22 protein-coding genes and 1 other RNA gene are annotated in these 22,412 nt (G+C 68.7%); 16 read left to right on the forward strand and 7 right to left on the reverse strand.

What is annotated here, in order from left to right:
• Nucleotides 1-179 precede the first annotated feature (179 nt).
• The 5 genes from FB561_RS16900 to FB561_RS16920 all read left to right on the forward strand — a co-directional run bounded on the left by FB561_RS16900 (nucleotide 180) and on the right by FB561_RS16920 (nucleotide 4,154).
• Complete coding sequence (locus tag FB561_RS16900) at nucleotides 180-1,436, forward strand: M23 family metallopeptidase (RefSeq protein WP_238334862.1); 1,257 nt, start codon at nucleotides 180-182, stop codon at nucleotides 1,434-1,436.
• A gap of 20 nt (nucleotides 1,437-1,456) precedes the next feature.
• Nucleotides 1,457-1,930: an SsrA-binding protein SmpB gene (gene smpB, locus FB561_RS16905; protein ID WP_145807774.1), complete on the forward strand. Its 474-nt coding sequence runs from the start codon at nucleotides 1,457-1,459 to the stop codon at nucleotides 1,928-1,930.
• A gap of 284 nt (nucleotides 1,931-2,214) precedes the next feature.
• Nucleotides 2,215-2,775 carry a DUF1707 and DUF4870 domain-containing protein gene (locus FB561_RS16910; protein WP_145807775.1) on the forward strand — a complete coding sequence of 187 codons (561 nt, stop codon included), beginning with the start codon at nucleotides 2,215-2,217 and terminating at the stop codon, nucleotides 2,773-2,775.
• Between the two features lie 107 nt (nucleotides 2,776-2,882).
• Nucleotides 2,883-3,263: a transfer-messenger RNA gene (gene ssrA / locus FB561_RS16915) on the forward strand.
• Nucleotides 3,264-3,359: 96 nt separating this feature from the next.
• Nucleotides 3,360-4,154, forward strand: coding sequence for an LLM class flavin-dependent oxidoreductase (locus tag FB561_RS16920; protein WP_145807777.1), 795 nt, complete (start codon nucleotides 3,360-3,362; stop codon nucleotides 4,152-4,154).
• A 90-nt stretch (nucleotides 4,155-4,244) separates the two neighbouring features.
• Here FB561_RS16920 and FB561_RS16925 read toward each other — a convergent pair whose 3' ends face one another.
• Nucleotides 4,245-5,657 (reverse strand): MFS transporter, encoded by a 1,413-nt coding sequence (locus FB561_RS16925; RefSeq protein WP_202880636.1) that lies wholly within the window; start codon nucleotides 5,655-5,657, stop codon nucleotides 4,245-4,247.
• A 121-nt stretch (nucleotides 5,658-5,778) separates the two neighbouring features.
• Between FB561_RS16925 and FB561_RS16930 the strand changes: the two genes are divergently transcribed.
• Both FB561_RS16930 and FB561_RS16935 read left to right on the forward strand, forming a co-directional pair.
• On the forward strand, nucleotides 5,779-6,393 hold the full coding sequence (locus FB561_RS16930) for a TetR/AcrR family transcriptional regulator (protein WP_145807779.1): 615 nt from the start codon (nucleotides 5,779-5,781) through the stop codon (nucleotides 6,391-6,393).
• An 80-nt stretch (nucleotides 6,394-6,473) separates the two neighbouring features.
• Complete coding sequence (locus FB561_RS16935) at nucleotides 6,474-7,595, forward strand: restriction endonuclease (RefSeq protein ID WP_145807780.1); 1,122 nt, start codon at nucleotides 6,474-6,476, stop codon at nucleotides 7,593-7,595.
• A gap of 14 nt (nucleotides 7,596-7,609) precedes the next feature.
• On the opposite strand, the gene FB561_RS16940 is transcribed toward FB561_RS16935, so the two are convergent.
• The 3 genes from FB561_RS16940 to FB561_RS16950 form a co-directional block, all read right to left on the reverse strand.
• Nucleotides 7,610-8,815, reverse strand: a complete 1,206-nt coding sequence (locus FB561_RS16940) for an SGNH/GDSL hydrolase family protein (protein WP_170284688.1) — start codon at nucleotides 8,813-8,815, stop codon at nucleotides 7,610-7,612.
• 175 nt (nucleotides 8,816-8,990) lie between these two features.
• Nucleotides 8,991-9,713, reverse strand: a complete 723-nt coding sequence (locus FB561_RS16945; RefSeq protein ID WP_145807782.1) for an SRPBCC family protein — start codon at nucleotides 9,711-9,713, stop codon at nucleotides 8,991-8,993.
• On the reverse strand, nucleotides 9,710-10,306 hold the full coding sequence (locus tag FB561_RS16950) for a winged helix-turn-helix domain-containing protein (protein WP_145807783.1): 597 nt from the start codon (nucleotides 10,304-10,306) through the stop codon (nucleotides 9,710-9,712). The genes FB561_RS16945 and FB561_RS16950 overlap by 4 nt, the downstream gene beginning before the upstream one ends.
• Nucleotides 10,307-10,438: 132 nt before the next feature.
• On the opposite strand from FB561_RS16950, the gene FB561_RS16955 reads away from it, so the two are divergent.
• From FB561_RS16955 to FB561_RS16990, 8 genes are all read left to right on the forward strand, one after another.
• Nucleotides 10,439-11,389 (forward strand): nucleotidyltransferase domain-containing protein, encoded by a 951-nt coding sequence (locus tag FB561_RS16955; RefSeq protein ID WP_238334863.1) that lies wholly within the window; start codon nucleotides 10,439-10,441, stop codon nucleotides 11,387-11,389.
• Between the two features lie 169 nt (nucleotides 11,390-11,558).
• Nucleotides 11,559-13,682, forward strand: a complete 2,124-nt coding sequence (locus FB561_RS16960; RefSeq protein ID WP_145807786.1) for an alpha-galactosidase — start codon at nucleotides 11,559-11,561, stop codon at nucleotides 13,680-13,682.
• A gap of 14 nt (nucleotides 13,683-13,696) precedes the next feature.
• Nucleotides 13,697-14,605, forward strand: a complete 909-nt coding sequence (locus FB561_RS16965; RefSeq protein ID WP_238334864.1) for a carbohydrate ABC transporter permease — start codon at nucleotides 13,697-13,699, stop codon at nucleotides 14,603-14,605.
• Nucleotides 14,602-15,483: a carbohydrate ABC transporter permease gene (locus FB561_RS16970; protein ID WP_145807788.1), complete on the forward strand. Its 882-nt coding sequence runs from the start codon at nucleotides 14,602-14,604 to the stop codon at nucleotides 15,481-15,483. Before FB561_RS16965 ends, FB561_RS16970 begins: the two co-directional genes overlap by 4 nt.
• 8 nt (nucleotides 15,484-15,491) lie before the next feature.
• Nucleotides 15,492-16,847, forward strand: coding sequence for an extracellular solute-binding protein (locus FB561_RS16975; protein WP_145807790.1), 1,356 nt, complete (start codon nucleotides 15,492-15,494; stop codon nucleotides 16,845-16,847).
• Nucleotides 16,848-17,031: 184 nt separating this feature from the next.
• Nucleotides 17,032-17,580 carry a DUF1707 SHOCT-like domain-containing protein gene (locus FB561_RS16980; RefSeq protein WP_145807792.1) on the forward strand — a complete coding sequence of 183 codons (549 nt, stop codon included), beginning with the start codon at nucleotides 17,032-17,034 and terminating at the stop codon, nucleotides 17,578-17,580.
• On the forward strand, nucleotides 17,577-18,008 hold the full coding sequence (locus tag FB561_RS16985; RefSeq protein ID WP_145807794.1) for a hypothetical protein: 432 nt from the start codon (nucleotides 17,577-17,579) through the stop codon (nucleotides 18,006-18,008). The genes FB561_RS16980 and FB561_RS16985 overlap by 4 nt, the downstream gene beginning before the upstream one ends.
• On the forward strand, nucleotides 18,001-19,518 hold the full coding sequence (locus tag FB561_RS16990; RefSeq protein WP_145807795.1) for a multicopper oxidase family protein: 1,518 nt from the start codon (nucleotides 18,001-18,003) through the stop codon (nucleotides 19,516-19,518). Before FB561_RS16985 ends, FB561_RS16990 begins: the two co-directional genes overlap by 8 nt.
• Nucleotides 19,519-19,578: 60 nt before the next feature.
• On the opposite strand, the gene FB561_RS16995 is transcribed toward FB561_RS16990, so the two are convergent.
• The gene (locus FB561_RS16995) at nucleotides 19,579-20,283 is read right to left on the reverse strand and encodes an SDR family oxidoreductase (RefSeq protein WP_202880637.1); all 705 of its coding nucleotides are present in this window, start codon (nucleotides 20,281-20,283) and stop codon (nucleotides 19,579-19,581) included.
• 79 nt (nucleotides 20,284-20,362) lie between these two features.
• Between FB561_RS16995 and FB561_RS17000 the strand changes: the two genes are divergently transcribed.
• On the forward strand, nucleotides 20,363-20,725 hold the full coding sequence (locus FB561_RS17000) for a winged helix-turn-helix transcriptional regulator (protein WP_145807798.1): 363 nt from the start codon (nucleotides 20,363-20,365) through the stop codon (nucleotides 20,723-20,725).
• 4 nt (nucleotides 20,726-20,729) lie between these two features.
• Here FB561_RS17000 and FB561_RS17005 read toward each other — a convergent pair whose 3' ends face one another.
• Nucleotides 20,730-20,948, reverse strand: a complete 219-nt coding sequence (locus tag FB561_RS17005; RefSeq protein WP_145807801.1) for a hypothetical protein — start codon at nucleotides 20,946-20,948, stop codon at nucleotides 20,730-20,732.
• An 88-nt stretch (nucleotides 20,949-21,036) separates the two neighbouring features.
• A complete protein-coding gene (locus FB561_RS17010; protein ID WP_145807802.1) occupies nucleotides 21,037-22,134 on the reverse strand; it encodes a sulfite oxidase in 1,098 nt (365 codons plus the stop codon).
• Nucleotides 22,135-22,412: the final 278 nt, after the last annotated feature.

A 22,412-nucleotide genomic window follows, 5' to 3' on the forward strand; every position in this document is an offset into this window, starting at 1 on the left:
CGACTGTGGTTTCGCCCTTCCCCGGTGCGGACCCGCGTGAGCGGGCGAGCATCCAGCGAGACGACAGCATCGGCGCCACCGCCACACCGAGCGGACGGTCGCGTACGCGACCGCCCGGCCGGCAGACGCTTGTCGCCGCTTGCTGCCTTGTCCTGTCCCTGACCGCCGGAGCCCTGGCGGTGGTGCCGTCTGCCCAGGCGGAGCCACCGGATCCCCAGGCCAAGAAGAAGCAGCTGGACTCGCAGATCAACCAGTCCAAGGCCGATCTGCACGAGTCGTACGACCAGCTGTCCAAATCCGTTGCCGCGTACAACAGCGCCGAGGCGCAGTACAAGGCCGTCCAGGCGAGGTACGCCGCGGCACAGGGCAAGCTGGCCGCCGCGAAGGCCGCCGATGTGGTTGCCGCGAACAAGCTCAAGGCGGCCGAGCAGGCGCTGACGACGGCCCAGGGCAACGTCGCCGACGGTGAGAAGGCGATCGCCGAGAAGACCCAGCTCGCCGGGCGTGCGGTCCGGTCGGCGTACCAGCAGCAGAACAGCCTGGTCGGGCTGTCCATCGTGCTGCGCGGCGCGTCGCCGACCGACCTGGCCACCGGGATGCAGGTCCAGCGCAACGTGTTCGGCATCCAGGGCAAGGTCATCACCGGCCTGAACAACGCCCAGGCGCAACTCGCGAACAAGCGGGCCAAACTCGCCGAGGCGGAGCGCCAGGTCGCCGCGCAACGCGCCGAGGCGGCCCGGACCGTCCAGGAGGTCACCCGGCTCACCCAGCAGGTGGCGGCCGACAAGGCGGCGGCCGCGCAGGTCACGGCCACCCGGATGGTGGCGTACCAGGCGGCGGAGAAGGACAAGAACGCCGAACTGTCCCACTACAACTCGCTGGTCGCCGAACGCGGCCGGGTCGAGCAGATCCTGATCGCCCGGGCCCGGGCCGAGAAGGCCGCGGCCGCTCGCCGGAAGGCCGCCAAGGAGGCTGCCGAACGCGCGAAGGCGAAGAAGGAGAACCGGCCACCGCGCCCGGTCCCGGACGACCCGGGCAACGACGGTGGGCTCAGCTTCCCGATCAACACCTACATCACGTCGCCGTACGGGATGCGGTTCCACCCGATCCTGAAGTACTGGAAGCTGCACGACGGGACCGACTTCGGCGCCGGCTGCGGCACGCCGATCCGCGCGGCCGCGAGCGGTACCGTCACCGACCGGTACTACAACGGCGGGTACGGCAACCGGATCTTCATCTCCCACGGCGTCATCGGCGGCGACTCGATCACCACCGTGTACAACCACCTGTCGCGGTATAAGGCCAGGGTCGGCCAGCACGTCCGCAAGGGCCAGGTGATCGGCTACGTCGGCAGCACGGGGTACTCGACCGGCTGTCACCTGCACTTCATGGTGTACCGCGACGGCCGGGTGGTTAACCCGATGAAGTACCTGTAGGCGTCTGGGATACTGGCCGGATGGTGAAACAGACCGGCCAGAAGCCGATCGCGCAGAACCGCAAGGCGCGACACGACTACCACATCGACGACGTGGTGGAGGCCGGACTCGTGCTGACAGGGACCGAGGTGAAATCCCTGCGGCTGGGTCGGGCCTCCCTCGTCGACGCCTTCGCGGCCGTCCGCGGGAACGAGCTCTGGCTGCAGAACATGCACATCCCGGAGTACACCCACGGCACCTGGACCAACCACGACCCCCGCCGCACCCGCAAACTCCTCCTCCACCGCGACGAGCTCCAGAAGCTGATCAAATCGGTCGAGCAGGACGGCGTGACGCTGGTCCCGCTCTCCCTGTACTTCAAAGACGGCTACGCCAAGGTCGAGCTGGCGACGGCGCGAGGCAAGAAGGACTACGACAAGCGGCACGCCCTGGCCGAGCGGCAGGCCAGCCGCGAGGCACAGCGAGCGCTGTCGGACCGGAGCCGGGGGCGGTAGGCAGGCTGAGACCTCGGACAGCAGGCTGAGACCTCGGACCGCATGCCGGGACGACGGACAACTCGTCGGGTCCGTGAACAGCACGCGGTGACCGGGGACCGGGGGTTTCGGGACCTTGAACAGGTTATGTGGTGACCGCGGCCCCGAGTGCTTGTTCACGGTGGTCGCGCAGGTTGCCCGGTGCTGGGTGGAGCCCCGCGCGGTGGCCGGCCGGGGGTTGGCTCAGGGGTGGGTCCGGGCGGAACCCTATGGGTTGTGCGCGCGGTCGATTGCACAGTGGATTCATGTCCACTTCAGAGCTGCTGGTGACGCCGGCCCAACGGGACCGTGCGGTCGAGATCCTGCAAGAGATGTATGCCGACGGCCGGCTGACCCACCTCGAGTTCGACACGCGGCTCGAGTTGGCGCTGAAGGCCCGTACCCGGGCCGAGCTGAACGGGTCCTTCGACGGGCTGATGTCCCGCCCGGTCCCCACCCATGTCCCTGCTGCTTTCAGCCGGCCCGCGCCGGTGCAGAAGTACGACGGGCGGACGCGTGGCCTGGGGACGTTCACGCACTGGCTCGGGTACCCCACCTTCTTCGTCGGGCCGGCGCTCGTCGCAGCTGCCTCGGGGAAGGAGAATCCGGTGGTTCGCAAGCACGCCATCGAGGCGGTGAACTTCCAGCTCAGCGCGCTCGGCGTCTTCGCGCTGCTCGGCATCGTCACGGGTGTCACCGACGGGTTCACCGGGTTCCTGTTCCCGCTCGTCGGGCTGGTCTGGTTCGTGCTGACCGGGATCGGTGGGCTGGCCGCGCTGCTCGGGTCGGAGTTCCGCTACCCGTTCACCTTGCGGCTGATCAAGTGACGGCGGGTGACGGCCGCGCCGGGGAATCTCGGGTGCGGGCGTCGTGTTGGACCCTGTAGTGTTGGTCTTCTGCGGCCCTCGGGTCGTAGGAGTTTGACAACTCAACAGGGGGTGAACGGTTTCGACTTTGGACGTACGTTTCAAGGGAAGCGGGCCGAGGATCCAGGGTTATCTCGTTAACGATCTCTGGAAACCAATAACTGCCAACTCTAAGTCGCGCAGTAGCTTCGCTCTCGCCGCCTGACGGCCTGAGCACTTAAAGAAGCGGTCAGCCCGGGGATGCTTCCGCCCCGGTTCCTGGCCTCAGCTAGGGAGCTTGCTTTGTTAGCCCGGTCACGGGGCTAGCACGGGACATCAACAGTGACTGAGTCCGTCAGCGACGTGTCTGTACGAGCGCTGGGACTGAGAAAACGCCACTACAGACTGCGCCCGGAGAAGTCTTGTTGCGACGCTGAAGGACGCGGGTTCGATTCCCGCCACCTCCACCCCTGATGAAGTCGAACACGAGCCCCGGCAGCCCAGCTGCCGGGGCTTTGTCATGCCCAGGTGGGAAGAGCGGGCCGTCGGCCGGGGTTGCGATCGGTATGACGATCAAGGTGGGTGTGCTGCTGCCGACTTCTACTCCTGATCCGCGGCGGCCTGTGTTGGGGGATATTCGGGGTGCGGCTCGGGCGGCTGAGGTGGGTGGGTTGGAGTCCTTGTGGGCTACGGATCACTTGGTGGCCAGTGCGCCGATGTTGGACAGCACTGTTGTGTTGGCGACAGCGGCGGCTGTGACCGAGCGGATTCGGGTCGGGTTCGGGGTGATGTTGCTGGCCCTGCGACCGGTGGCCTGGGCGGCCAAGCAGGTGAGTTCGTTGCAGTTCGTTTCCGGGGATCGCATGCTGCTCGGGGTCGGGACGGGGAATCCGGCGCACGGCGATATCGGCTGGCGGGCGGCCGGAGTGTCGTACCAGGACCGTGGCCGGTTGACCGATGAGTCCCTGCGGGTGCTCCCCGATCTGATCGCCGGCCGGACGGCCGCGCTCCCGGACGGGCTCGAGGTCGCCATTGCTCCTGGGGCGACGGTGCCGCCGATCCTGGTGGCGGGGGACGGGATGCGCGCGATGGAGCGAGCCGCCCAGTTCGGGGACGGGTGGGTGTCGATCGGGCTGGCCGTGGAGGACGTTGCCGCGCGGCTCGCGGTACTGGGGGAGCTGGCCGAGAAGTACGAGCGGCCGCGGCCCGCGGTGACCGTGGTCGCTCCGGTGTTCGGGGACGACGCGGCCAAGCTGGCGGCGTACGGCGAGGCCGGGGTGGAGCGGGTGATTCTCCCGCCGACCGAGGCCGGCTGGGAGCGCGACGTCGAACGAGCCGCTGAAGTCCAGGCCGCGGTCTGACAACAAGCAACAGAGCCCCGGCCAGAACCGAGCCCCGGCCACAACAGAGCCCTGGCAGCGGTGATCAGCTGCCGGGGCCCTGTTCTGGTTCTACTTCGCGGCGACCGCGGCTGGTTGGGCCGGCCGGGTCCGAGTGGCCGCGCGGGTGCCGAGGAACATCGCCACCGCGAGGGCGATCGCGATCACGTAGAAGATCGCCGCGCCGGTGAAGGTCGCGCGGAAACCCTCGGCGCGGTTGGTGTGGGCGGTGAAGACAATGGTGAGGATCGCGATGCCCAGCGAGCCGCCGAGTTGGTGGGCGACGTTGACGAGCCCGGAGGCGGCGCCCGCGTCGTCTGCCTCGACTCCGGCGACGCCGGACTGGGTCATCAGGATGATCGCGATGCCCTGGCCGACCCCGAGGACCAGGAGGGGCAGCAGGACGTCCGGGAAGTACGACGAGTGCGCGTCAACGCGGGTCAGCCAGGTCATCCCGGCCAGGGCGACGACGAGGGACGCGATCAGGAGGGCCGGGCGGCCGAGCCGGTTGAGCAGCGGGCGGACGACGTACACCATCGCGAAGAACATGCCGGTGATCGGGACGTAGGCGAATCCGGTGGCCAGAGCGCTCAGGCCGAGGACGCCCTGCAGGTACTGGCTGAGGAAGTAGAAGGTGGAGAAGGTCGCGCCGACGATCAGGACGCGGCCCGCGTACGCGCCGGAGCGCTCGAGGTTGGCGAAGAGGCGCAGTGGGGTGATCGGTTGCGCGGCGCGGCGTTCGACCACGACGAAGGCGACCAGGAGGACCGCGGCCAGGACGAACGAGACGACGGTCACAGGGTCGGCCCAGCCGCTCTCCGCGGCCCCGATGAAGCCGAAGACGAGGGAGCTCATCCCGATCGTCGAGGTCAGCGCGCCAGGCAGGTCGAAGACCCCGGTACGCCGTTCGGTCTCGGGCAGGAAGCGGAACGCGAGGGCGACGATCGCGATCCCGAGCGGGACGTTGATGAGCAGGCCCCAGCGCCACGAGAGCAGGTCGGTGAAGACGCCGCCGATGACGATGCCGACGCTGCCACCGGCCCCGATCACCGCGCTGTAAAGGGCGATCGCGCGGGTCCGGCCGGCCGGGTCGGGGTAGTTGGCGACCAGCAGGGCGAGCGTGGACGGGATCGCGAGCGACGCGGCGAGCCCTTGGGCGACTCGGGCGAGCACCAGCCATTCGGCGTTCAGCGCGAGCCCGGCGCCGAGTGACGCGAGGGTGAACAGAGCCACTCCGGCGACGAAGACGCGGCGGCGGCCGAGCAGGTCGCCGGCCCGGGCGCCGAGCAGGAGCAGGCCGCCGAAGGCTAGGACGTACGCGTTCTGCACCCAGGAGAGGCCGGCCTCGGAGAAGCCGAACTCACGCTGCACGTGGGGGAGTGCGGTGGTGATGATCGAGGTGTCGAGCACCATCATCAGCTGGCAGCCGAGGATGAGCGCGAGCGCGATCCCGCGGCGGGCCGCGGAGTCGATCGGTGTGGTCATGACTGGGTTCCTTCTGCCCGACCGGGCTAGACTGAGAGCGAGCCTCCAGTTATCTGGAGGGTACCTATCACTATAGTGATAGGTACCCTCCACTTTCAAGTTCGGCGAGGAGAAGAACGCAGTGATCGACCTGACCCCCCTACGCCTGCCGCGGCCTCACCGCGCCGACGCCGCACGCAATTACGACGCGATCCTCGAGGCGGCTCGGGAGACCTTCGCCGAGCAGGGCGCCGACGTGGCGCTGGAGGAGATCGCGCGCCGCGCCGGAGTGGGCATCGCGACGCTTTACCGGAACTTCCCGACCCGCGAGCAGTTGATCGAGAACGTCTACATCGCCGAGGTCGAGGCGGTCTGCCGGACCGCGGAGGAGTCCGCGGACCTCGACCCGTGGGAGGGGCTGTCGGTCTGGCTGCACCGCTTCGTCGAGTACATCGGCGCCAAGCGGCCCCTCGCCGCCGGCCTGAACCGCGAGTCCGCCACCTATGACGCGTGCCGGCAGGCGCTGTACCAGGCCGGGGGGCCGTTGCTGGACCGCGCACAGGCGAGCGGCCAGGTCCGTCCCGACGTGACGATCGACGACGTGATGCGGCTGGCCAGCGGGATCGCCGGGGTCGACTTCGCCACCGCCGCCCAGCGCGAACACGTTCTCTCCGTGGCCCTGGACGGCCTCGGAGTCCTGCCGGTCCCGAGCGGGCATGGGAGTGGGTCGCCCAACAGCAGTCTGGGTTCCAACTAGCTGCGCCGAGGCGTGCGGGCAGCCACATTCGGCTGGATGTCAGCGCTTACGCTGGACCGCGACGTCGGTAAAATTCGGCTATGTCATTCGCCGCTCGAGAAGACCTGCGAACGGCGTACCAGGCATTGCGGGATCGTTCTGGCGGGATGACGCCGCAGGCTCGAGGGCAGAGGTTCAATGGCTGGCTCGCGGAGTTGCTGCGTAGCTACGGAATCGAGTCGAGGGCCGATCAGCGATCCGCTGGCGAGATCGACGTCGCTTTCGTGATCGGTGACGCCCGCTTCATCCTCGAAGCGAAGTGGACGCAGGCGAAGGCTGACACCGGTCATCTGGCGAAATTGCAGAAGCGCCTGCGCCAGCGGCTCGGCGGTACGTACGGCATCTTCGTCTCCATGGCCGGATACACCGATGAGGCGCTCGCAGACCTGCTTCAAGGCGAACGACTGGAGCTTATTCTTCTCGACCGGGAGCACGTCGAGGCCATGCTGGCTGAAGAAATCTCGCCTCAGGAACTCTTGTCGATCCTGCGTGACGAAGCGTCCTTCACCGGCCGCGCCTACACACAGATGACGATGGTGCGAATCCTCAGGACATCTGCTGCGGTTGAGCGGCCAACAGTCCGGATAGACCCGCGACCTGAACAGGCGGAGTCTGAGTCGGTAGGCCCTGAGCTTCGAGTCCCTGGATGGGATCCATTTCAGGCTCGGCGAGGAAATCCATCATCCGGGTATGTCGTCTTCGAGGGCCGTCAGCATATGTACTGGACTGCTGTCGCTCTATACATGATGCTCGCGGCCTTGACCTCGCTCGGGGTGATCTTCGGCGACGGACTGTGGCGGCTGGCTGCGTTTGGCTGCCTCGGCATCGAAGTCATATTGGTCGTCAAGTTGTGGCGGATGGCGATGCGACCGATTCGGTTGGAGATCGGTATGGCCGGGATCCAGGTGTTCTTCGCCAAAAGCAACGCGTGGCTACCGTGGGAACTAATCGATCGGGTGGACGTCACCCGAGTCGATGGCAACCTTGCGGTTGTCGCCTGGACGCGGTACGCCACCGTGTATCCGCCGCTTGCCAAGGCGGGTGTCGGCGCTTACTACGTCCCTGCATTTGAAGCTGTAGCGGCCTGCCCGCTCGGTCCTTTGAAAGCAAAGCGGCAGGACGTCGTTCGTGCCTTGCAGTATTACGGGCAGAACCGCTACTAGCTCTCCCTGGGAGGTCAGTTCAAGGTCATCCTGGGTTCGCCGTTGACGAGGCCGGTGCCGGCGATCGTGCAGGTGCCGCCGCGGTGCTGGGTGTAGGCCTGGCGGACGCAGGACCTGGTCGCGAGCTGGGCCCAGTAGTTGGGGTGCAGGGACTCCTGGAGGTAGTAGTTCGAGCCGACCGTGGTGACCGTGCGGATCTGGTTGACCCACTCGGTCTTGTCGACGGCGGCCGGCTGCGTCCAGGAGGACAGGCCCACCTCCTCGTACAGGCCGACCGTCTTCTCGCAGAGCCGGCGGCCGTTGAACGCGGACTGGAGTTCGAGCACCCGCGTGTTGGTCAGGCCGGACTGGCCGATCGCGGCGCGGACGGTGTTGTTGATCGTGGGGAGCGCGGTCGCGTTGGCCCAGTCGGCGTCCGCGTTCCAGAAGCCGCAGCCGCCGACGCTCTGCCGGGTGAACCCGCTCTGCCCGTACCGGAACCCGCTCGCCGACGGGATCGGGGACGGGTAGGTCTGGACCAGCAACGTCCAGGTGTTGTCGGCGTACCCCGCGGCGCGCATCGCGGTCCGCAGGTTCTGGAAGGAGGCCGCGATCCGGGCCCGGACCGCGGTGATGTTGGCCGCGGTGAAGTTCGCGACCACCGAGGAGTCGTCCTTGCAGTAGTCCGGGTACCACGACGGCGACGTCAGGAAGTCGGTCACGCAGGACGTCACGATCGACGCGAAGTTGAAGTCGTTGCCGCCGATCGACACGACCACCTGCTGCACGTTGTGCGTCGTGGCGAACTGCTGCAGCAGCTTGGCCTGACCCTGCCGGCCCGCGCCGTTGTCGTAGAAGTCGAGCCCGGGTTTGAAGTCGTTCCCGGCCGACGTCGTGGTCCGGGCGCCGGAGCAGGCGAGGTTGATCCCACCGACGCCGCCGCCGATGTACGCCTCGGCGGACCGGCTGCGGTGGCACTTCGCGATCTGCTCGCCGGTCCCGGCGGCGTTGTCGTGGTACGCGTGCGCGCCGAGTGCGTCGGCGGGCGTCTCGGAGTTGTTCGAGCTGCCGGCCCACCGACCGGCCTCCCCCGAGATGTACGAATCGCCGACGGTCACCACGTACGGCGTACCGGTGCCCGGGCCGTCGGCGTGGGCCGCGGGGGCGGTGGCGACCAGGGCGCCGGTGGTCAGCAGGAGGGAAGCGGAGGCGATGGACAGACGACGACTGCGCAGGCTCATGGGCGGAAGGCCTCTCTCGCCGAAGGTCAGCGGCCGCTCGGACCCCGTGGCAGCCACTGTGCAGCGCGAACATACCTGCCGGTAACCGCCGGCACCAGACCGAGCGTGCTGACAAGTTTGCGCACTGTCACCGTGGTGCCACGTGAGCCTCGAGCTCACCGCTACCGCAGTGCGGTCAGCCCTTCGCCTCGGGGAAGCGCGGCGTCCACCACGTCCGCCAGCGCTCGTCGATCGTGGCCCGCTCGTCGTCCGGGACGCCGTACAGCGTGAGCACCGCCATCTCGGCGCCGGCCGGCTTCTGCTCGCCCGGCGCGGTGTGGCTCAGCACGAGCAACCCGTTGCCCCAACCGTCGACCGTGACGCCGACCTGGTGCTCCGACCGGAACCACACCCGCCCGGTCGCCTTCTCGCCGGCCAGGTCCAGCGCGTACGGAGCTCCGACCGGCGCCGTGATCCCCAGCGCGGCCGCTGCCGACTCCCCGGCCGTCCCCGAGTAGAAGAGCGTCCGCCGTGCCTCACCCGGATGCGCCTCGAGCGCGAATCGCAGCTGCTGCAGGAACGTCGTCCAGCCCTCGGTGATGTCGTCGTAGTACGCGTCCCACTCGGGGTCGTCGCTGTGCGGCGCCCGGGTCAGCCGGACCCGCGAGCCACCCTCGACCGCCTCCACCTCGAACCGGTCGCCACCCTTCTCGCCCTGAAGCTGCAGCACGTGCGCCCCCGGGTCCTCGCTGAAGTCGCTGAAGTAGATCAGGTCGATCTCCTGCTCCAGCCCGCCCTCGGGTCCGTCGTACTCCCAGCCGTGCCAGTGCCGGATCTTCTCCTTGTCCCGCAGCGCCTGCCAGACCGCCTCGACGGGCGCGGCCACGGTCACCTCGATCCTCGGCGTCTCCTCGCTCACCTTGCGTCCCCTTCGTTCGTCTTCGATCCGGCCTCGTCGGTACCGCGGGGTGCCGGGTGGCCGCCGGCGACCAGGCGGTACGGCCTGCCCCCGGACGTGTCGAACCGGTCGATCACGTCCTGCACGGCGGCGGCCAGCTCGTCGGTGAACCGGTGCACGTCGCCCGGCTCGCCGAACCGCACCTCCGCCTCCACCGTGAACGTCAGCAGCCGCTTCCCGGCCGCGTCCGCCTCGCCCTGCATCCGGGCCACCTCGCGAACGGTGCCCGCGGCAACTTCCACCAGGTGCTCGGCCGCGTACTGGTCGTGCATCCGGGTGAACTCGCCCTGCATCACCGACGGGTCCACCACGAACGCCGCCGACGACGCCCGCAGGATCCGCTCGACGAAGCCGCGCCGCTGCCGCTCCTCGACGAGCTCGACCAGCCCGGCCTTCTCCAGCTCCTTCAGGTGGTAGTTCACCCGCTGCCGCGGCAACTCCAGCGCCGCCGCGAGCTGGGTCGCCGAAGCAGGCTCCCGCAACAGCCCCAGCAACTGCCGCCGCAACGGCGACAACGCCGCCCGCACCTCGTCCGGCCCCTCCAGCAACCTCATGCGCCCAGCTTCATATTGACAGTTTCATTTGTCAATACGCCGCCGCGGACCTCCACCACTCACCAACCACCGCAATTCCGCCGCCGCGACCCCAAGGGAGGCGGCGGACAGCGGGAGGTGAGAGGTTAGTGAGTGGTGGAGGTCCGGTTGTCCGGCAGCATGGGCGGCATGGGTGTCGAGGGACCGCAGTTGCCGGTCGGGACGCAGGTCGTTCTCCGGGTCGCGCGACCGGATCGGGCCGACGGGGTCGCGCAACGCGGCGCCACCGGCCGGGTCGGCGGGATCACGCGTGACGGGCAGTACGAGATCCACCTGGTCGACGGGAGGATCGCGGACGCGCGGCGGGATCAGCTCAGCCTGCGCGCGGCGTACCAGGACGAGGCAATCGCGGTCGAGCCGCCGGACGGGGATCGGCTGGTGCGGGAGCACACGATCTACGCGGCGGTCGTCGGGTCGCGTGCGTTCGGGCTGGCCACGGACGAGTCCGACACCGATACCCGCGGCGTCTACGTCGCGCCGACCGAGGCGTTCTGGTCGCTGGCCAAGCCCCCGACGCACGTGGACGGGCCGGAGCCGGAGTGGTTCTCCTGGGAGGTCGAGCGGTTCTGCGAACTCGCGTTGAAGGCGAACCCGAATCTGCTCGAAGTGCTGCACTCGCCGCTCGTGGTGACCCAGACCCCACTCGGTGAGGAACTGGTCGGACTGCGGCGCGCCTTCCTGTCCCAGCTGGCATACCAGACGTACTCCGGGTACGTGCTGAGCCAGTTCAAGAAGCTGGAGGCCGACTTCCGCCGGGACGGGGCGCCGAAGTGGAAGCACGTCATGCACCTGATCCGGTTGTTGCTCGCGGCCCGTACTTTGCTGACCGAGGGCGAGCTGGCCGTCGACGTCGGCCCGGACCGCGACCGGCTGCTCGCGATCAGGGCCGGCATGGTCCCGTGGGACGAGGTCGAGCGCTGGCGGTTGTCGTTGCACGCGGAACTGGACGAGGCGCTGCGGAAGACCGTGCTTCCTGCGGTACCGGATGTCACCAGGGTCGACGGCTGGCTCCGATCGGTCCGGAGGGCGGGCCTTACCCGCTGACTCGCCCCTGAGAACGGCCGGCCACGCACAGTGGCCGGCCGTTTCCTTCGTTGTAGAAGGCCGCCTACAGGGCTGGCGTATTTACTTAACTTCGTGAAGCATTGACATCCGGCGTATCAGGGTATTTAGTTCCGTCCTGAAATCAATCAGAAAGCAGAGTGAATCAACAGTGTCGAACATCAAGGTGCTGCAGCTCCGCGCCGGAGGGGTCAGCCTCGTGCTGGACTGCTCCGGGCCGGCCCTCCCCTCCGTCCTCCACTGGGGCGCCGATCTCGGCGAGCTGACGGAACCCGCTCTGCTCGAACTGCGGCGCGGGGCCGGCGCGGTCCAGGCCGGCAACGGGCTCGACGACAACCAGCCGGTCGCGATCATCCCCGAGTACTCCGCGGGCTGGTTCGGCCTGCCGGGACTGTCCGGGCACCGCGACGGCAAGGACTTCTCCGCCGCGTTCCAGCTCGAGTCGGTCGCGCAGGCCGAGAACGGCGTGACCGTCCAGGCAGCCGATCCGGTGGCCGGGCTGAAGGTTGCCCTGCACATCGAACTGACCGACTCCGGGCTGGTCCGGACCAAGGCGGACCTGACCAACACCGGCGACTCGGCGTACACCGTCGACGGGCTGGTGCTCGCGCTGCCGGTGCCGACCGAGGCGACCGAGTTGCTCGACATGACCGGCCGACACATCGGTGAGCGGCACCCGCAGCGGCACGCGTTCACGCAGGGGGCGCACGTCCGCGACAACCGGCGCGGCCGGACCGGCGCGGACGCGACGCTGCTGCTGATCGCGGGGACGCGCGGCTTCGACTTCGGCACCGGCGAGATCTGGGCCGTCCACACCGCCTGGAGCGGTAACCACCGGTCGTACGCCGAGCGCGGGATGAGCGGGTACGCCGTGATCGGCGGCGGCGAGCTCCTGCTGCCTGGTGAGGGCCGGCTGGAGTCGGAGGGGACATACAGCACTCCGTGGATCTACGGGTCGTACGGCGTCGGACTGGACGCGGTGTCCGCACGGTTCCACCAGTACCTGCGGGCCCGGGCGACGCACCCGACGACGGACCGCCCGGTCGTGCTGAACACCTGGGAAGCGGTCTACTTCGACCTGGACCTGGACAAGCTGAAGGCGCTCGCGGACGCGGCCGCCGAGGTCGGGGCCGAGCGGTTCGTGCTCGACGACGGCTGGTTCCGCGGCCGCCGCGACGACCACGCCGGCCTCGGCGACTGGTACGTGGACGAGGGGATCTGGCCGAAGGGCCTGCACCCGCTCGTCGACCACGTCACCGGACTCGGCCTGCAGTTCGGTCTGTGGGTGGAGCCGGAGATGGTGAACCCGGACTCCGACCTGGCCCGCGAGCACCCCGAGTGGATCCTCGCCACCGGTGACCGGATGCCGCCGACCGCGCGGCACCAGCAGGGCCTGAACCTGGGCATCCCGGCGGCCTACGACTACATCCTGGAGCGGCTGGACTCGCTCCTGACCGAGTACGACATCTCGTACCTGAAATGGGACCACAACCGCGACTTCGTTGACGGCGGCAACCAGTTGACCGGGACCGCGGGGATCCACGAGCAGACGCTCGCGCTGTACCGGCTGATCGACGAGCTGAAGAAGCGGCACCCAGGGCTGGAGATCGAGTCCTGCTCGTCCGGCGGCGCCCGCGTCGACCTCGCCGTGCTGGAGCGGACCGACCGGGTCTGGGGCAGTGACAGCAACGACGCGCTGGAGCGGCAGAAGATCCAGCGGTACACGCAGTTGCTGCTGCCGCCGGAGCTGATCGGCTGCCACGTCGGCCCGCCGAAGGCACACACCACCGGCCGGACCCAGAGCCTCGCGTTCCGGGCGACGACGGCGTTGTTCGGCCACTTCGGCATCGAATGGGACATCAGCGCGGCGAGCCCGGAGGAGCGCCAGGAGCTGGCAGGGTGGGTCGCACTGCACAAGGAACTGCGGCCGCTTCTGCACACCGGCCGGGTGGTCCGTGCCGACCGGGGTTCGGAGGACTTCCTCCTGCACGGAGTCGTGGCCCAGGACGGTTCGCGCGCGGTGTACTCCGCGGTGCAGCTGACCCAGTCGATCACCTCCGACCTGGGCCGGGTCCGGCTCCCCGGTCTCGACCCGCGGCGGACGTACCGGGTCGCGCGGACCGCGACGCCCGGGCCGGAACCGCGGACCGCGCCGTGGTGGGTCGACGGCGGTCAGGTGGAACTGAACGGGGCGACCCTCGCCGCCGTCGGGGTCCAGGTCCCGGCGCAGTGGCCCGAGAACGCGATCCTGCTGGACGTGACGGCAGTCGACTGAGGAGGAGATCGCCCTTGACCGCGACGACGAGTGCACCACCCGGACGGAAAAGACGAAACCTGGGGGACCTGAAGGTCGCGCTGATCTTCCTCGGCCCGGCCACCCTCGGGTTCGTGGTCTTCTACATCTGGCCGACCCTGCGAGGCGCGTACCTGAGCTTCACCCAGTACAGCCTGCTGTCGCCACCGGAGTTCACCGGGCTGAAGAACTACGAGCGGATGATCCACGACGGGTTCTTCTGGAACGCGCTCGTCGTCACGGTCGAGTACGTCGCGATCAACATCGGCCTGCAGACCGTGCTGGCCGTGCTGATCGCGATGCTGATGTACCGGCTGACCAAGTCGATCACGGTGCGAGCGGTGATCCTGCTGCCGTACCTGGTCGCGAACGTCGTCGTCGCGCTGGTCTGGTACTGGATGCTCGACTTCCAGGTCGGCATCGTGAACCAGGCGCTGACCTGGATCGGGATCGACCCGGTCGCCTTCTTCGGCGACTCCGCCTGGGCGATCCCGACCGTGGCCGGGATCAACATCTGGCGGCACATGGGCTACACGGCGCTCCTGGTGTTCGCCGGCCTGCAGACGATCCCGCCGTACGTCTACGAGGCGGCCGCGGTGGACGGGTCGACCGAGATGAAGACGTTCTGGCGGATCACCCTGCCGCTGCTGCGGCCGGTCCTGGTGATGGTGACCGTGGTGACGATCATCGGGTCGTTCCAGATCTTCGACACGGTCGCGGTGACCACCCAGGGCGGCCCGATCAACGCGACCCGGGTGATCTACTACTACATCTACGAGCGGGCTTTCACCCGGTTCGACTTCGGGTACGCCTCGGCGATGGCGATGGTGCTGTTCGCCATTCTCGCGATCGTCTCGCTGCTCCAGTTGCGGTTGCTGCGGGCGAAGGAGAGTGACCTGTCATGAGGCGCACCCTGAACCCGGGCCGCACGGTCGCGTGGATCGTCCTGATCGTGCTGATGCTGCTCACCCTGTTCCCGTTCTACTGGATGCTGCGGACCGCGTTCTCCGACAACACCCAGCTGGCCGGGAACCCGAACTCGCTGCTCCCGGTGGAGTCCACGCTCGGCGCGTTCAAGCGCGTCCTCGGGCTGGCGACCGTCGAGGAGGCGCAGGCCCAGGGCGGATCCGGTGCCTCGGTCAACTTCTGGCTGTACCTGCGCAACTCGTTGGTGGTGGCCACGGTCACCACGGTCTGCCAGGTGTTCTTCAGCGCGATGGCGGCCTACGCGTTCGCCCGGCTGCGCTGGCCCGGCCGGGACAAGGTGTTCGCGGTGTTCCTGGCCGCGCTGATGGTGCCGCCGATCTTCACCACGCTGCCGAACTTCGTGCTGATCAAGAACCTCGGCCTGCTGAACAGCTTCGCCGGCATCATCCTGCCGGGCGCGTTCATGACCCCGTTCGCGATCTTCTTCCTGCGCCAGTTCTTCCTCGGCATCAGCCGGGAACTGGAGGAGGCGGCGATGATCGACGGGGCCGGGCACCGGAAGATCTTCTTCGGGCTGATCCTGCCGATGAGCGCGGCGCCGATCACGACGCTGGCGATCCTGACCTACATCAACTCCTGGAACGACTACTTCTGGCCGTTGCTGGTCGGGCAGCAGGAGAACGTGCGGGTACTGACGGTCGCGCTGGGCGTGTTCCGGTCGCAGACGCCGCAGGGTTCGCCGGACTGGGCCGGGCTGATGGCGGCGACGCTGATCGCGGCGCTGCCGATGATCATCCTGTTCCTGGCGTTCGCCAAGCGGATCACCAACTCCATCGGCTTCTCCGGGATCAAGTGAGGTTTCCGATGACACTTTCGAGACGATCACTGCTGAAGGCCGGACTGGCCGGGATCGCCGCCACCGCGGTGGCCGGCTGCAACAACGGCGCCGCGTCGCGGGGTACCGGCGAGGTCATCTACTGGTTGTGGGACTCCGCGCAGCTGCCGATGTACGCGGAGGCGGCGAAGGCGTTCCACGAGCAGAACCCGCAGTACACGGTCACCATCGAGCAGTACGGCTGGAACGACTACTGGTCCAAGCTGGTCACCGGATTCATCTCGGGGACCGCGCCGGACGTGTTCACCTCGCACTCGGCGAAGTACCCGCTGTTCGCCGACAAGGGACAGGTCTTGCCGATCGACGACTTCGTCGCGCAGGACGGTGTCGATCTGGGGATCTACCAGCAGGGCCTGGCCGATCGCTGGGTCGGTGCCGACGGCAAGCGGTACGGCCTGCCGAAGGACTGGGACACCGAGGCGTACTTCTACAACAGCGCGTTCACCGAGGCGGCCGGGATCAGTACCGAGCAGCTGAACTCGATGACCTGGAACCCCCAGGACGGCGGCACGTTCGAGGAGATCGTCCGCCGGCTCACCGTCGACGCCAAGGGCCGGCGCGGTGACCAGCCCGGGTTCGACAAGGAGACCGTGAAGGTGCACGGTCTCGGGTTCGCCGACGGCGGCGGCAACGACGGCCAGACCAGCTGGAGCTGGTACGCGGCGTCGAACGGCTGGAAGTACTCCGAGGGCGAACCGTGGGGGACCAGGTTCTTCTACGGCGACCCGAAGTTCACCGAGACGATCGCCTGGTGGCGCGGCCTCATCACCAAGGGGTACATGCCGACGCTGGCGCAGGCGAAGTCCGGTGTCGACGTCACCGCGACCTTCGGTGCGGGCAAGTACGGGATCACCCCGAACGGGTCCTGGATGATGGGCGCCTACTCCGGCCTGGGCAAGGTGAAGACCAAGCTGGCCCGGTTGCCGGAGGGTCCGAACGGCAAGCGGATGTCGATGATGAACGGGCTCGCGGACACCATCTGGGCGGGCACCACCCGCCAGGAGGCGGCCTGGGCCTGGGTGAAGTTCCTCGGCTCGAAGCAGGCGCAGGACATCGTCGCCAAGGCGGGTGTGGTGTTCCCGGCGGTGAAGGAGTGCATGCCGGCCGCCACCGCCGCGTTCAAGGCAGACGGCTGGGACATCACGCCGTTCCTCGAACCGGTCGCCGCGGGCGCCACGTTCGCCTACCCGGCCAGCCCGAACGCGGCCGACCTGACCGCGATCATGAGCCCGGCGATGGACTCGGTGATGGCGTTCGAGACCGACCCGGCGGACCTGGTCGAGGCCAACGACGAGGTCAACCAGGTACTCGCCGCGGCGTCCTGACCGCGGTCCGACCCTGAGTGCTCCCCTGGGTGCGTGTACGCCCGGGGGAGTACGTCGTCCTGCTTCACCGGGCGCAGCGGCCTCCCCTTGGAGTAGGTGAGGTGTAGCCGCCGAGGCGACGCGGGGACGGGGGTCCGGACGACACGATCGGTGCAGTCGGAAACAGCGAGCACCGAGGAGTGTCATGAACGAGCAGCGGCCGGGCGGCGAGGTCCGCATCGGCGACCAGGAACGTGAGGACGCCGTCCGGCGTCTGGGCGAGCACTACGAAGCGGGCCGGCTGAGCGCGGACGAGCACACCGAGCGCGTCGGCGAGGCCCTGCAGGCGAAGACCGGCGCCGATCTGGGCGCGCTCTTCGCGGATCTTCCCGGGGAGCACCAGGCTGGTTCCGCCGGTACCTCTGGTCCTGCCTCGACCTCGGGTGGTTCGGGGCAGGAGCAGTGGGCCGGTCCTTGGGGCTGGACGCGGCCGCCGTGGACCGCTGCCGAGTCGGGTGGTCCCGCTTCCGGTGGGGCTGCTGCCGGTGGTGGGGCCGGTGGGCGGCCGCCGTGGGCGGCGAAGGGGCCGTTCGGGCGGATTCCGTTCCCGCTGCTCGTCGCGCTGGGCGTGCTCGGCGTGCTGCTGTCGATCGGTTGCGTCGTCGGCGGCGGACACCCGCCGATCCTGCCGCTGCTGCTGATCGTGGCCGGCGTGATCATCTACAAGAAGCGCCGTCAGGAGCACCGCGCATGAGGGCGGCGTACCGGGGACTGGCGTCGCTGATCGCCTTGGCGGTGGTGCTCCAGGTCGCGTCGATCGCGCTGGCCGGGTTCACCATCGCCGGGGACGCCGAGGACGGCGCCACGATCGGGGCCGACTACAGCAACCTCGGCCAGAGCTACCACAGCATCGCGGGCAGCGTGATCGGGTTGCTGGCGCTGGTGTTCCTGATCGTGTCCTTCCTGACTGACGTACCGCGCGGGCGGATGCTCGCCGGCGTGGTCGTCGGGCTGGTGGCGCTGCAGTTCGCGCTGGCCGTGGTGTCCTTCGGACTCCCGGCGCTGGGCGTGCTGCACGGCATCAACGGTCTGGCGATCGCAGGCGTCGCAGGAGCCGCGTCCCGGAGCGCGTCCGGGTCGGTGAGCCGGACCGCGGCGGACCCGGCCGCGACCCATGGCTGACGACCCAGGTCCGGAGTCCCCCTCGGCCGCGGAGTTGGCGGCCGGTGATCGGCCGAGGCGGAAGTCCCGGGTGCGGAATCGGCTGGTTGCTCTGGGGGTGACGCTGGCGGTGTTGGTGCCGCTGGCGTACCTCTGGGCGACCAGCCTGGTCCCCGACGAGTACTCGGCCGCGGAGATGGGGTACGCCGACCACGGAGGCGGGCCGGTCTCCGCGCCGGGTGGGCATCACGGTGGTCACCACGGTGCCCGGAGCGTGACCGAGTTGGCCGGCCCGGCGAACGGCGTACCGGACGTCACGGCGACCCTGGTCGCGCGGAAGCAGAAGGTCACGCTGGCGTCGGGTGAGACGGTCGACGGGTACACGCTCAACGGGACGTCCCCGGGTCCGCTGATCCGGGCCGACGTCGGTGACCTCGTCCAGGTGACCCTGGTGAACGAGTCGGTCGCGGACGGAGCCACGCTGCACTGGCACGGGATCGACGTACCGAACGCCGAGGACGGTGTCGCCGGAGTCACCCAGGACGCGGTACCGGTGGGTGGGAAGCACGTGTACCGCTTCGTCGCCGACGAGCCGGGCACGTACTGGTACCACTCGCACCAGGTGTCGAGCGAACAGGTCCGCAACGGGTTGTTCGGCACGATCGTGATCGGCGGATCGCCGAAGGACGTGGTGGCCGCGATCCACACCTACGACGGCCGCCGGACCCTCAACGGGCGGACCGGATCGGCGCGCCAGGATGTTGCTGCAGGCACCTTGTTGAGGGTTCGGGTGATCAACACGGACAACGCGCTGGTCCGGGTCGGGTTGGTGGGCGCGCCGTACCGGGTCGTGGCCGTGGACGGTCGGGAGCTGAACGGTCCCACGCCGGTGACGGACGCCTTTCCGTTGGCGGCCGGTGCTCGGGCCGACTTCGAGGTGACCGTGCCGGCCGGGGGTGTGCGACTGGAAGCCGGCGGGGTTTCGCTGGGTCTCGCGCCGGCTGGAATGGATCCACCGGGTGATGCGTTGCCGTCGGGGACCGTTGACTTGTTGAGTTATGGGACACCGGCACCCCTTGGACTTGATCCGAAGGCGGCTGACCGGTCGTTCGAGTACCGGATCGGCCGGCGACCCGGGTTCCTCGACGGGGTACCGGGGTTGTGGTGGACCATCAACGGGCACAAGTTCCCGGACGTGCCGATGTTCATGGTGGCCGAGGGCGACGTGGTCCGGATGACGATCAGCAACACCTCCGGCCAGGCCCACCCGATGCACCTGCACGGCCACCACGCCGTCGTCCTGTCCCGCAACGGCACCCCGTCGACCGGTACCCCGTGGTGGGTCGACACCCTCGAAGTCGGCGACGACGAAACGTACGAGATCGCCTTCCTCGCCGACAACCCGGGCCTCTGGATGGACCACTGTCACAACCTCCCGCACGCCAGCGAAGGTCTGATGACCCACCTGATGTACGAAGGAACCACCACCCCGTTCAAGATTGGAGGCCACGCCGAGAACGAGCCCGAGTAGGGGCGGCGGTCCGGAATGCCGCCTGCACGATGTCGGCCGGCCGACGCGCGACACCAGGTGTCAGGCGGATTTGTGGCGGGCGCCGCCCTCGATGTGGATCGTCTCGCCGGAGACGAAGCCCGCGCGGAGGAGCCACATCACCGTGTCGACGACGTCCTCGGTCTCGCCGTGGCGTCCGACGAACGTGCCGGCGGCGCTCCTGCTCAGCAACCTGGCCTTGCCCTCACCCAGGCGATCCCAGGCGCCCGAGTCCACGACACCGGGCGAGACGGCGTTGACCCGCACCGGAGCGAGATCCGCGGCCAGGTGGCGCGCGGCGTACTCGACCGCACCGTTCGTGATCCCCTTGACCAGCGAGCCCGGCCCAGGCCGCCAGCCGACGACGCCGGAGAACATCACCATCGACCCGGTCGGCCGCAGGACCGAGGCGAAGTGCTTGGCGACGAGCAGCGGGCCCACCACCTTGGCGGTGAACGCGGCCACCACCTTGTCGCGATCCAGCTCGGCCGTGCGAACGTCGTGCGGAGCCGAACCGGTCGTCACGAGGTGATCGATTCCGTCCTTCAGCCGCTCAGCCGCGGCGCCGATCGTCGACTCGTCCTGCAGGTCGATCCGCATCGCAGTGGCGCCGATCTTGCGCGCCAGCGCGTCGGCCGCCGCCAGGTCACGCGCACCGACAACCACGTCGTACCCGTCCTTCACCGCACGCCTCGCCACGGCCGCGCCGAGCGCTCGTGCACCGCCGATGACCAGGATCCGCTCCATGTGTGTCACTCCCTCTCGTAGACTTGGGAGCCACGGTATGGATTTGATACCGGTATCTACAACGGAACCGGGAGCACCGATGGGCAAGGCGTACAACGTGATGGCAGCGACCTGCCCGAGCCGCACCGTGCTGCACCGCATCGGAGCCCGCTGGACCGTGTTCGTCGTCAACGCCCTGGACGACGGACCTCGCCGCTTCACCGAACTGAAGGCGCACATCCAGGGCATCACCCCGAAGGTCCTGACCGAGACCCTGCGGTCCCTGGAAGCCGACGGCCTGATCAGCCGGCACGAGTACGACGAGAACCCGCCTCGCGTCGAGTACGCCCTGACACCACTGGGCCGCTCCCTGCTCATCCCACTCCGCGCCGTCCGGCTCTGGGCCGAACAACACGTCCCCGACATCGAAGCAGCCCGAGCTCGTCTCCAGGGTGACTCGTAGCGATTCAGGCAGTCAGCGTCGGGGTGCCGAGTTGCTGGATGCGGTGGAGGTTCCGGGCGGCGATGTGCGCGCACGCGGCGTCGATGGCGGCTCGATGCGAGTGATAGAGCCCACACCACTGCGGGTTGTCCGGCTGCGGATCCAGTTCGTCGTCGACATCGGCGTACCAGCCCGTGCCGGTCCGGAAGATCCGCGCGTGCAGATGCAATGCAGTCCCGTTCATCGCCCGTTTCTCCTGCTCGAGATGCGTGCGTTGCCCAGTTCCATCATGTGACCGGGCGACGGGGATGCCGGCCTGCGACACGCGGGATTCAGGTGACCAGGACGGTGAGGCGCTGCGCGCTGTTGTTGGCGAAGCCGCCGCGGTTCCACGGAGCCTCGATCGGTTGGGTGCGGCCGCTCTCGTCGTGGGCGCGGCAGGTGAGGACGTGCTCACCCGGGGTGGCCTGCCAGTCGTAGGAGAAGGCGCGCCAGGCGAGGTCTTCGTTGCTGGTGGCATCGAGTTTGGCGTCGTGCCAGGTGAGGCCCGCGTCGGTACTGATCTCGACGCGGTCGATCGGCGCCCACCCGGACCAGGCGCGGCCCTGCAGGGTGACCTGGCCCGACGGTACGAAGCGGTGGCGGGACATGAAGTCCGGGTGCCCTGGCGGAGCTAGCAGGGCGCGGGGCTCGATCCGGGTGACGGCCACGCCTGGTTCGCCGGCTTCGGTGCGGAGGCGATAGGCGACCGAGTTCTGGAAGCCGTCGAACTCGTGGTCGATCAGCTCGATCGAGCGCAGCCACTTGACGCTGGCCATGCCGTACCAGCCCGGGACGACGAGGCGCAGGGGATAGCCGTGTTGGGGCGGGAGCGGCATGCCGTTCATCTCCCAGGCGACGATCGCGCCGGAGTCGAGCGCCTCGGCGACGGTGAGGCCGCGTTGGTAGTCCTGCTCGACCATTCGCTCGACCCCGTGGTCCGCGCCGGTGAACACCACGTCGACCGCGTCCTCGCGGACCCCGGCCGCCTGCAGGAGATCGGCGAGCGGTACGCCGGTCCACTCGGCGGTGCCGACCGCTTCGGTCAGCCAGGGCTGGCTGATCGGGCGGGGATGCAGGGTGGCTCGGCCGTTGCCGGCGCATTCCAGCGTGACGCGGACGGTCTTGCGGCCCATCGCCCGGAGCGAGGTCAGTCCGAACGACAATGGTTGCTCGACGCAACCGTCCACCGTGAGTTGCCAGGTCGCCGCGTTGGTCAGCGGGATGTCGTAGTGCACCAACACGTAGTGCAGACCGGGCGGGGTCAGGTCGTACCGGAGTGCCTCCAGCGGCATCCCGTGGTTGCGCGCCGCCAGTTGCAGCTCGTCGCCGGTGATCCCCTCACCGGTGTCCGCCAGGCGTCCCTTCGGACTGAATTGCTCGATCGACATCACAAGCCCCCCTTCACCGAACTCCACCCTAAGCAGCCCGAGCTCTCCGTGCCAGACGCGGGGCGTCGCCTCCGTGCCCGAGCGGCGGACGAAGGCGCTGAGGACCAGTTGTTACCGCGGCGTAGTCACCAGCTGGTGCCGAGGTGGATGGCATCGGCCGCGGGTGGGCGTGGTGTGATCTGGGGGTGGGTTCGCTGCGGGTGCCGCCGACGGGGCTGGTTCTGGGTGGGGTCGTTTCGGTTCAGTTCGGTGGGGCGCTCGCGGCGACCTTGATTCAG

It is taken from the genome of Kribbella amoyensis, from assembly GCF_007828865.1.
GTDB classification, from domain to species: domain Bacteria; phylum Actinomycetota; class Actinomycetes; order Propionibacteriales; family Kribbellaceae; genus Kribbella; species Kribbella amoyensis.

Bases quoted from the DNA above. Each gene is read 5' to 3' on its own strand.
- FB561_RS16910 (WP_145807775.1), top strand. From the start codon at position 2,215: ATGTCCACTTCAGAGCTGCTGGTGACGCCGGCCCAACGGGACCGTGCG.
- FB561_RS16940 (WP_170284688.1), bottom strand. From the start codon at position 8,815: ATGAGCCTGCGCAGTCGTCGTCTGTCCATCGCCTCCGCTTCCCTCCTG.
- FB561_RS16985 (WP_145807794.1), top strand. From the start codon at position 17,577: ATGAGGGCGGCGTACCGGGGACTGGCGTCGCTGATCGCCTTGGCGGTG.
- FB561_RS16925 (WP_202880636.1), bottom strand. From the start codon at position 5,657: ATGACCACACCGATCGACTCCGCGGCCCGCCGCGGGATCGCGCTCGCG.
- FB561_RS16990 (WP_145807795.1), top strand. From the start codon at position 18,001: ATGGCTGACGACCCAGGTCCGGAGTCCCCCTCGGCCGCGGAGTTGGCG.
- FB561_RS17010 (WP_145807802.1), bottom strand. From the start codon at position 22,134: ATGTCGATCGAGCAATTCAGTCCGAAGGGACGCCTGGCGGACACCGGT.
- smpB (WP_145807774.1), top strand. From the start codon at position 1,457: ATGGTGAAACAGACCGGCCAGAAGCCGATCGCGCAGAACCGCAAGGCG.
- FB561_RS17005 (WP_145807801.1), bottom strand. From the start codon at position 20,948: ATGAACGGGACTGCATTGCATCTGCACGCGCGGATCTTCCGGACCGGC.
- FB561_RS17000 (WP_145807798.1), top strand. From the start codon at position 20,363: ATGGGCAAGGCGTACAACGTGATGGCAGCGACCTGCCCGAGCCGCACC.
- FB561_RS16950 (WP_145807783.1), bottom strand. From the start codon at position 10,306: ATGAGGTTGCTGGAGGGGCCGGACGAGGTGCGGGCGGCGTTGTCGCCG.
- FB561_RS16975 (WP_145807790.1), top strand. From the start codon at position 15,492: ATGACACTTTCGAGACGATCACTGCTGAAGGCCGGACTGGCCGGGATC.
- FB561_RS16920 (WP_145807777.1), top strand. From the start codon at position 3,360: ATGACGATCAAGGTGGGTGTGCTGCTGCCGACTTCTACTCCTGATCCG.
- FB561_RS16935 (WP_145807780.1), top strand. From the start codon at position 6,474: ATGTCATTCGCCGCTCGAGAAGACCTGCGAACGGCGTACCAGGCATTG.
- FB561_RS16970 (WP_145807788.1), top strand. From the start codon at position 14,602: ATGAGGCGCACCCTGAACCCGGGCCGCACGGTCGCGTGGATCGTCCTG.
- FB561_RS16995 (WP_202880637.1), bottom strand. From the start codon at position 20,283: ATGGAGCGGATCCTGGTCATCGGCGGTGCACGAGCGCTCGGCGCGGCC.
- FB561_RS16980 (WP_145807792.1), top strand. From the start codon at position 17,032: ATGAACGAGCAGCGGCCGGGCGGCGAGGTCCGCATCGGCGACCAGGAA.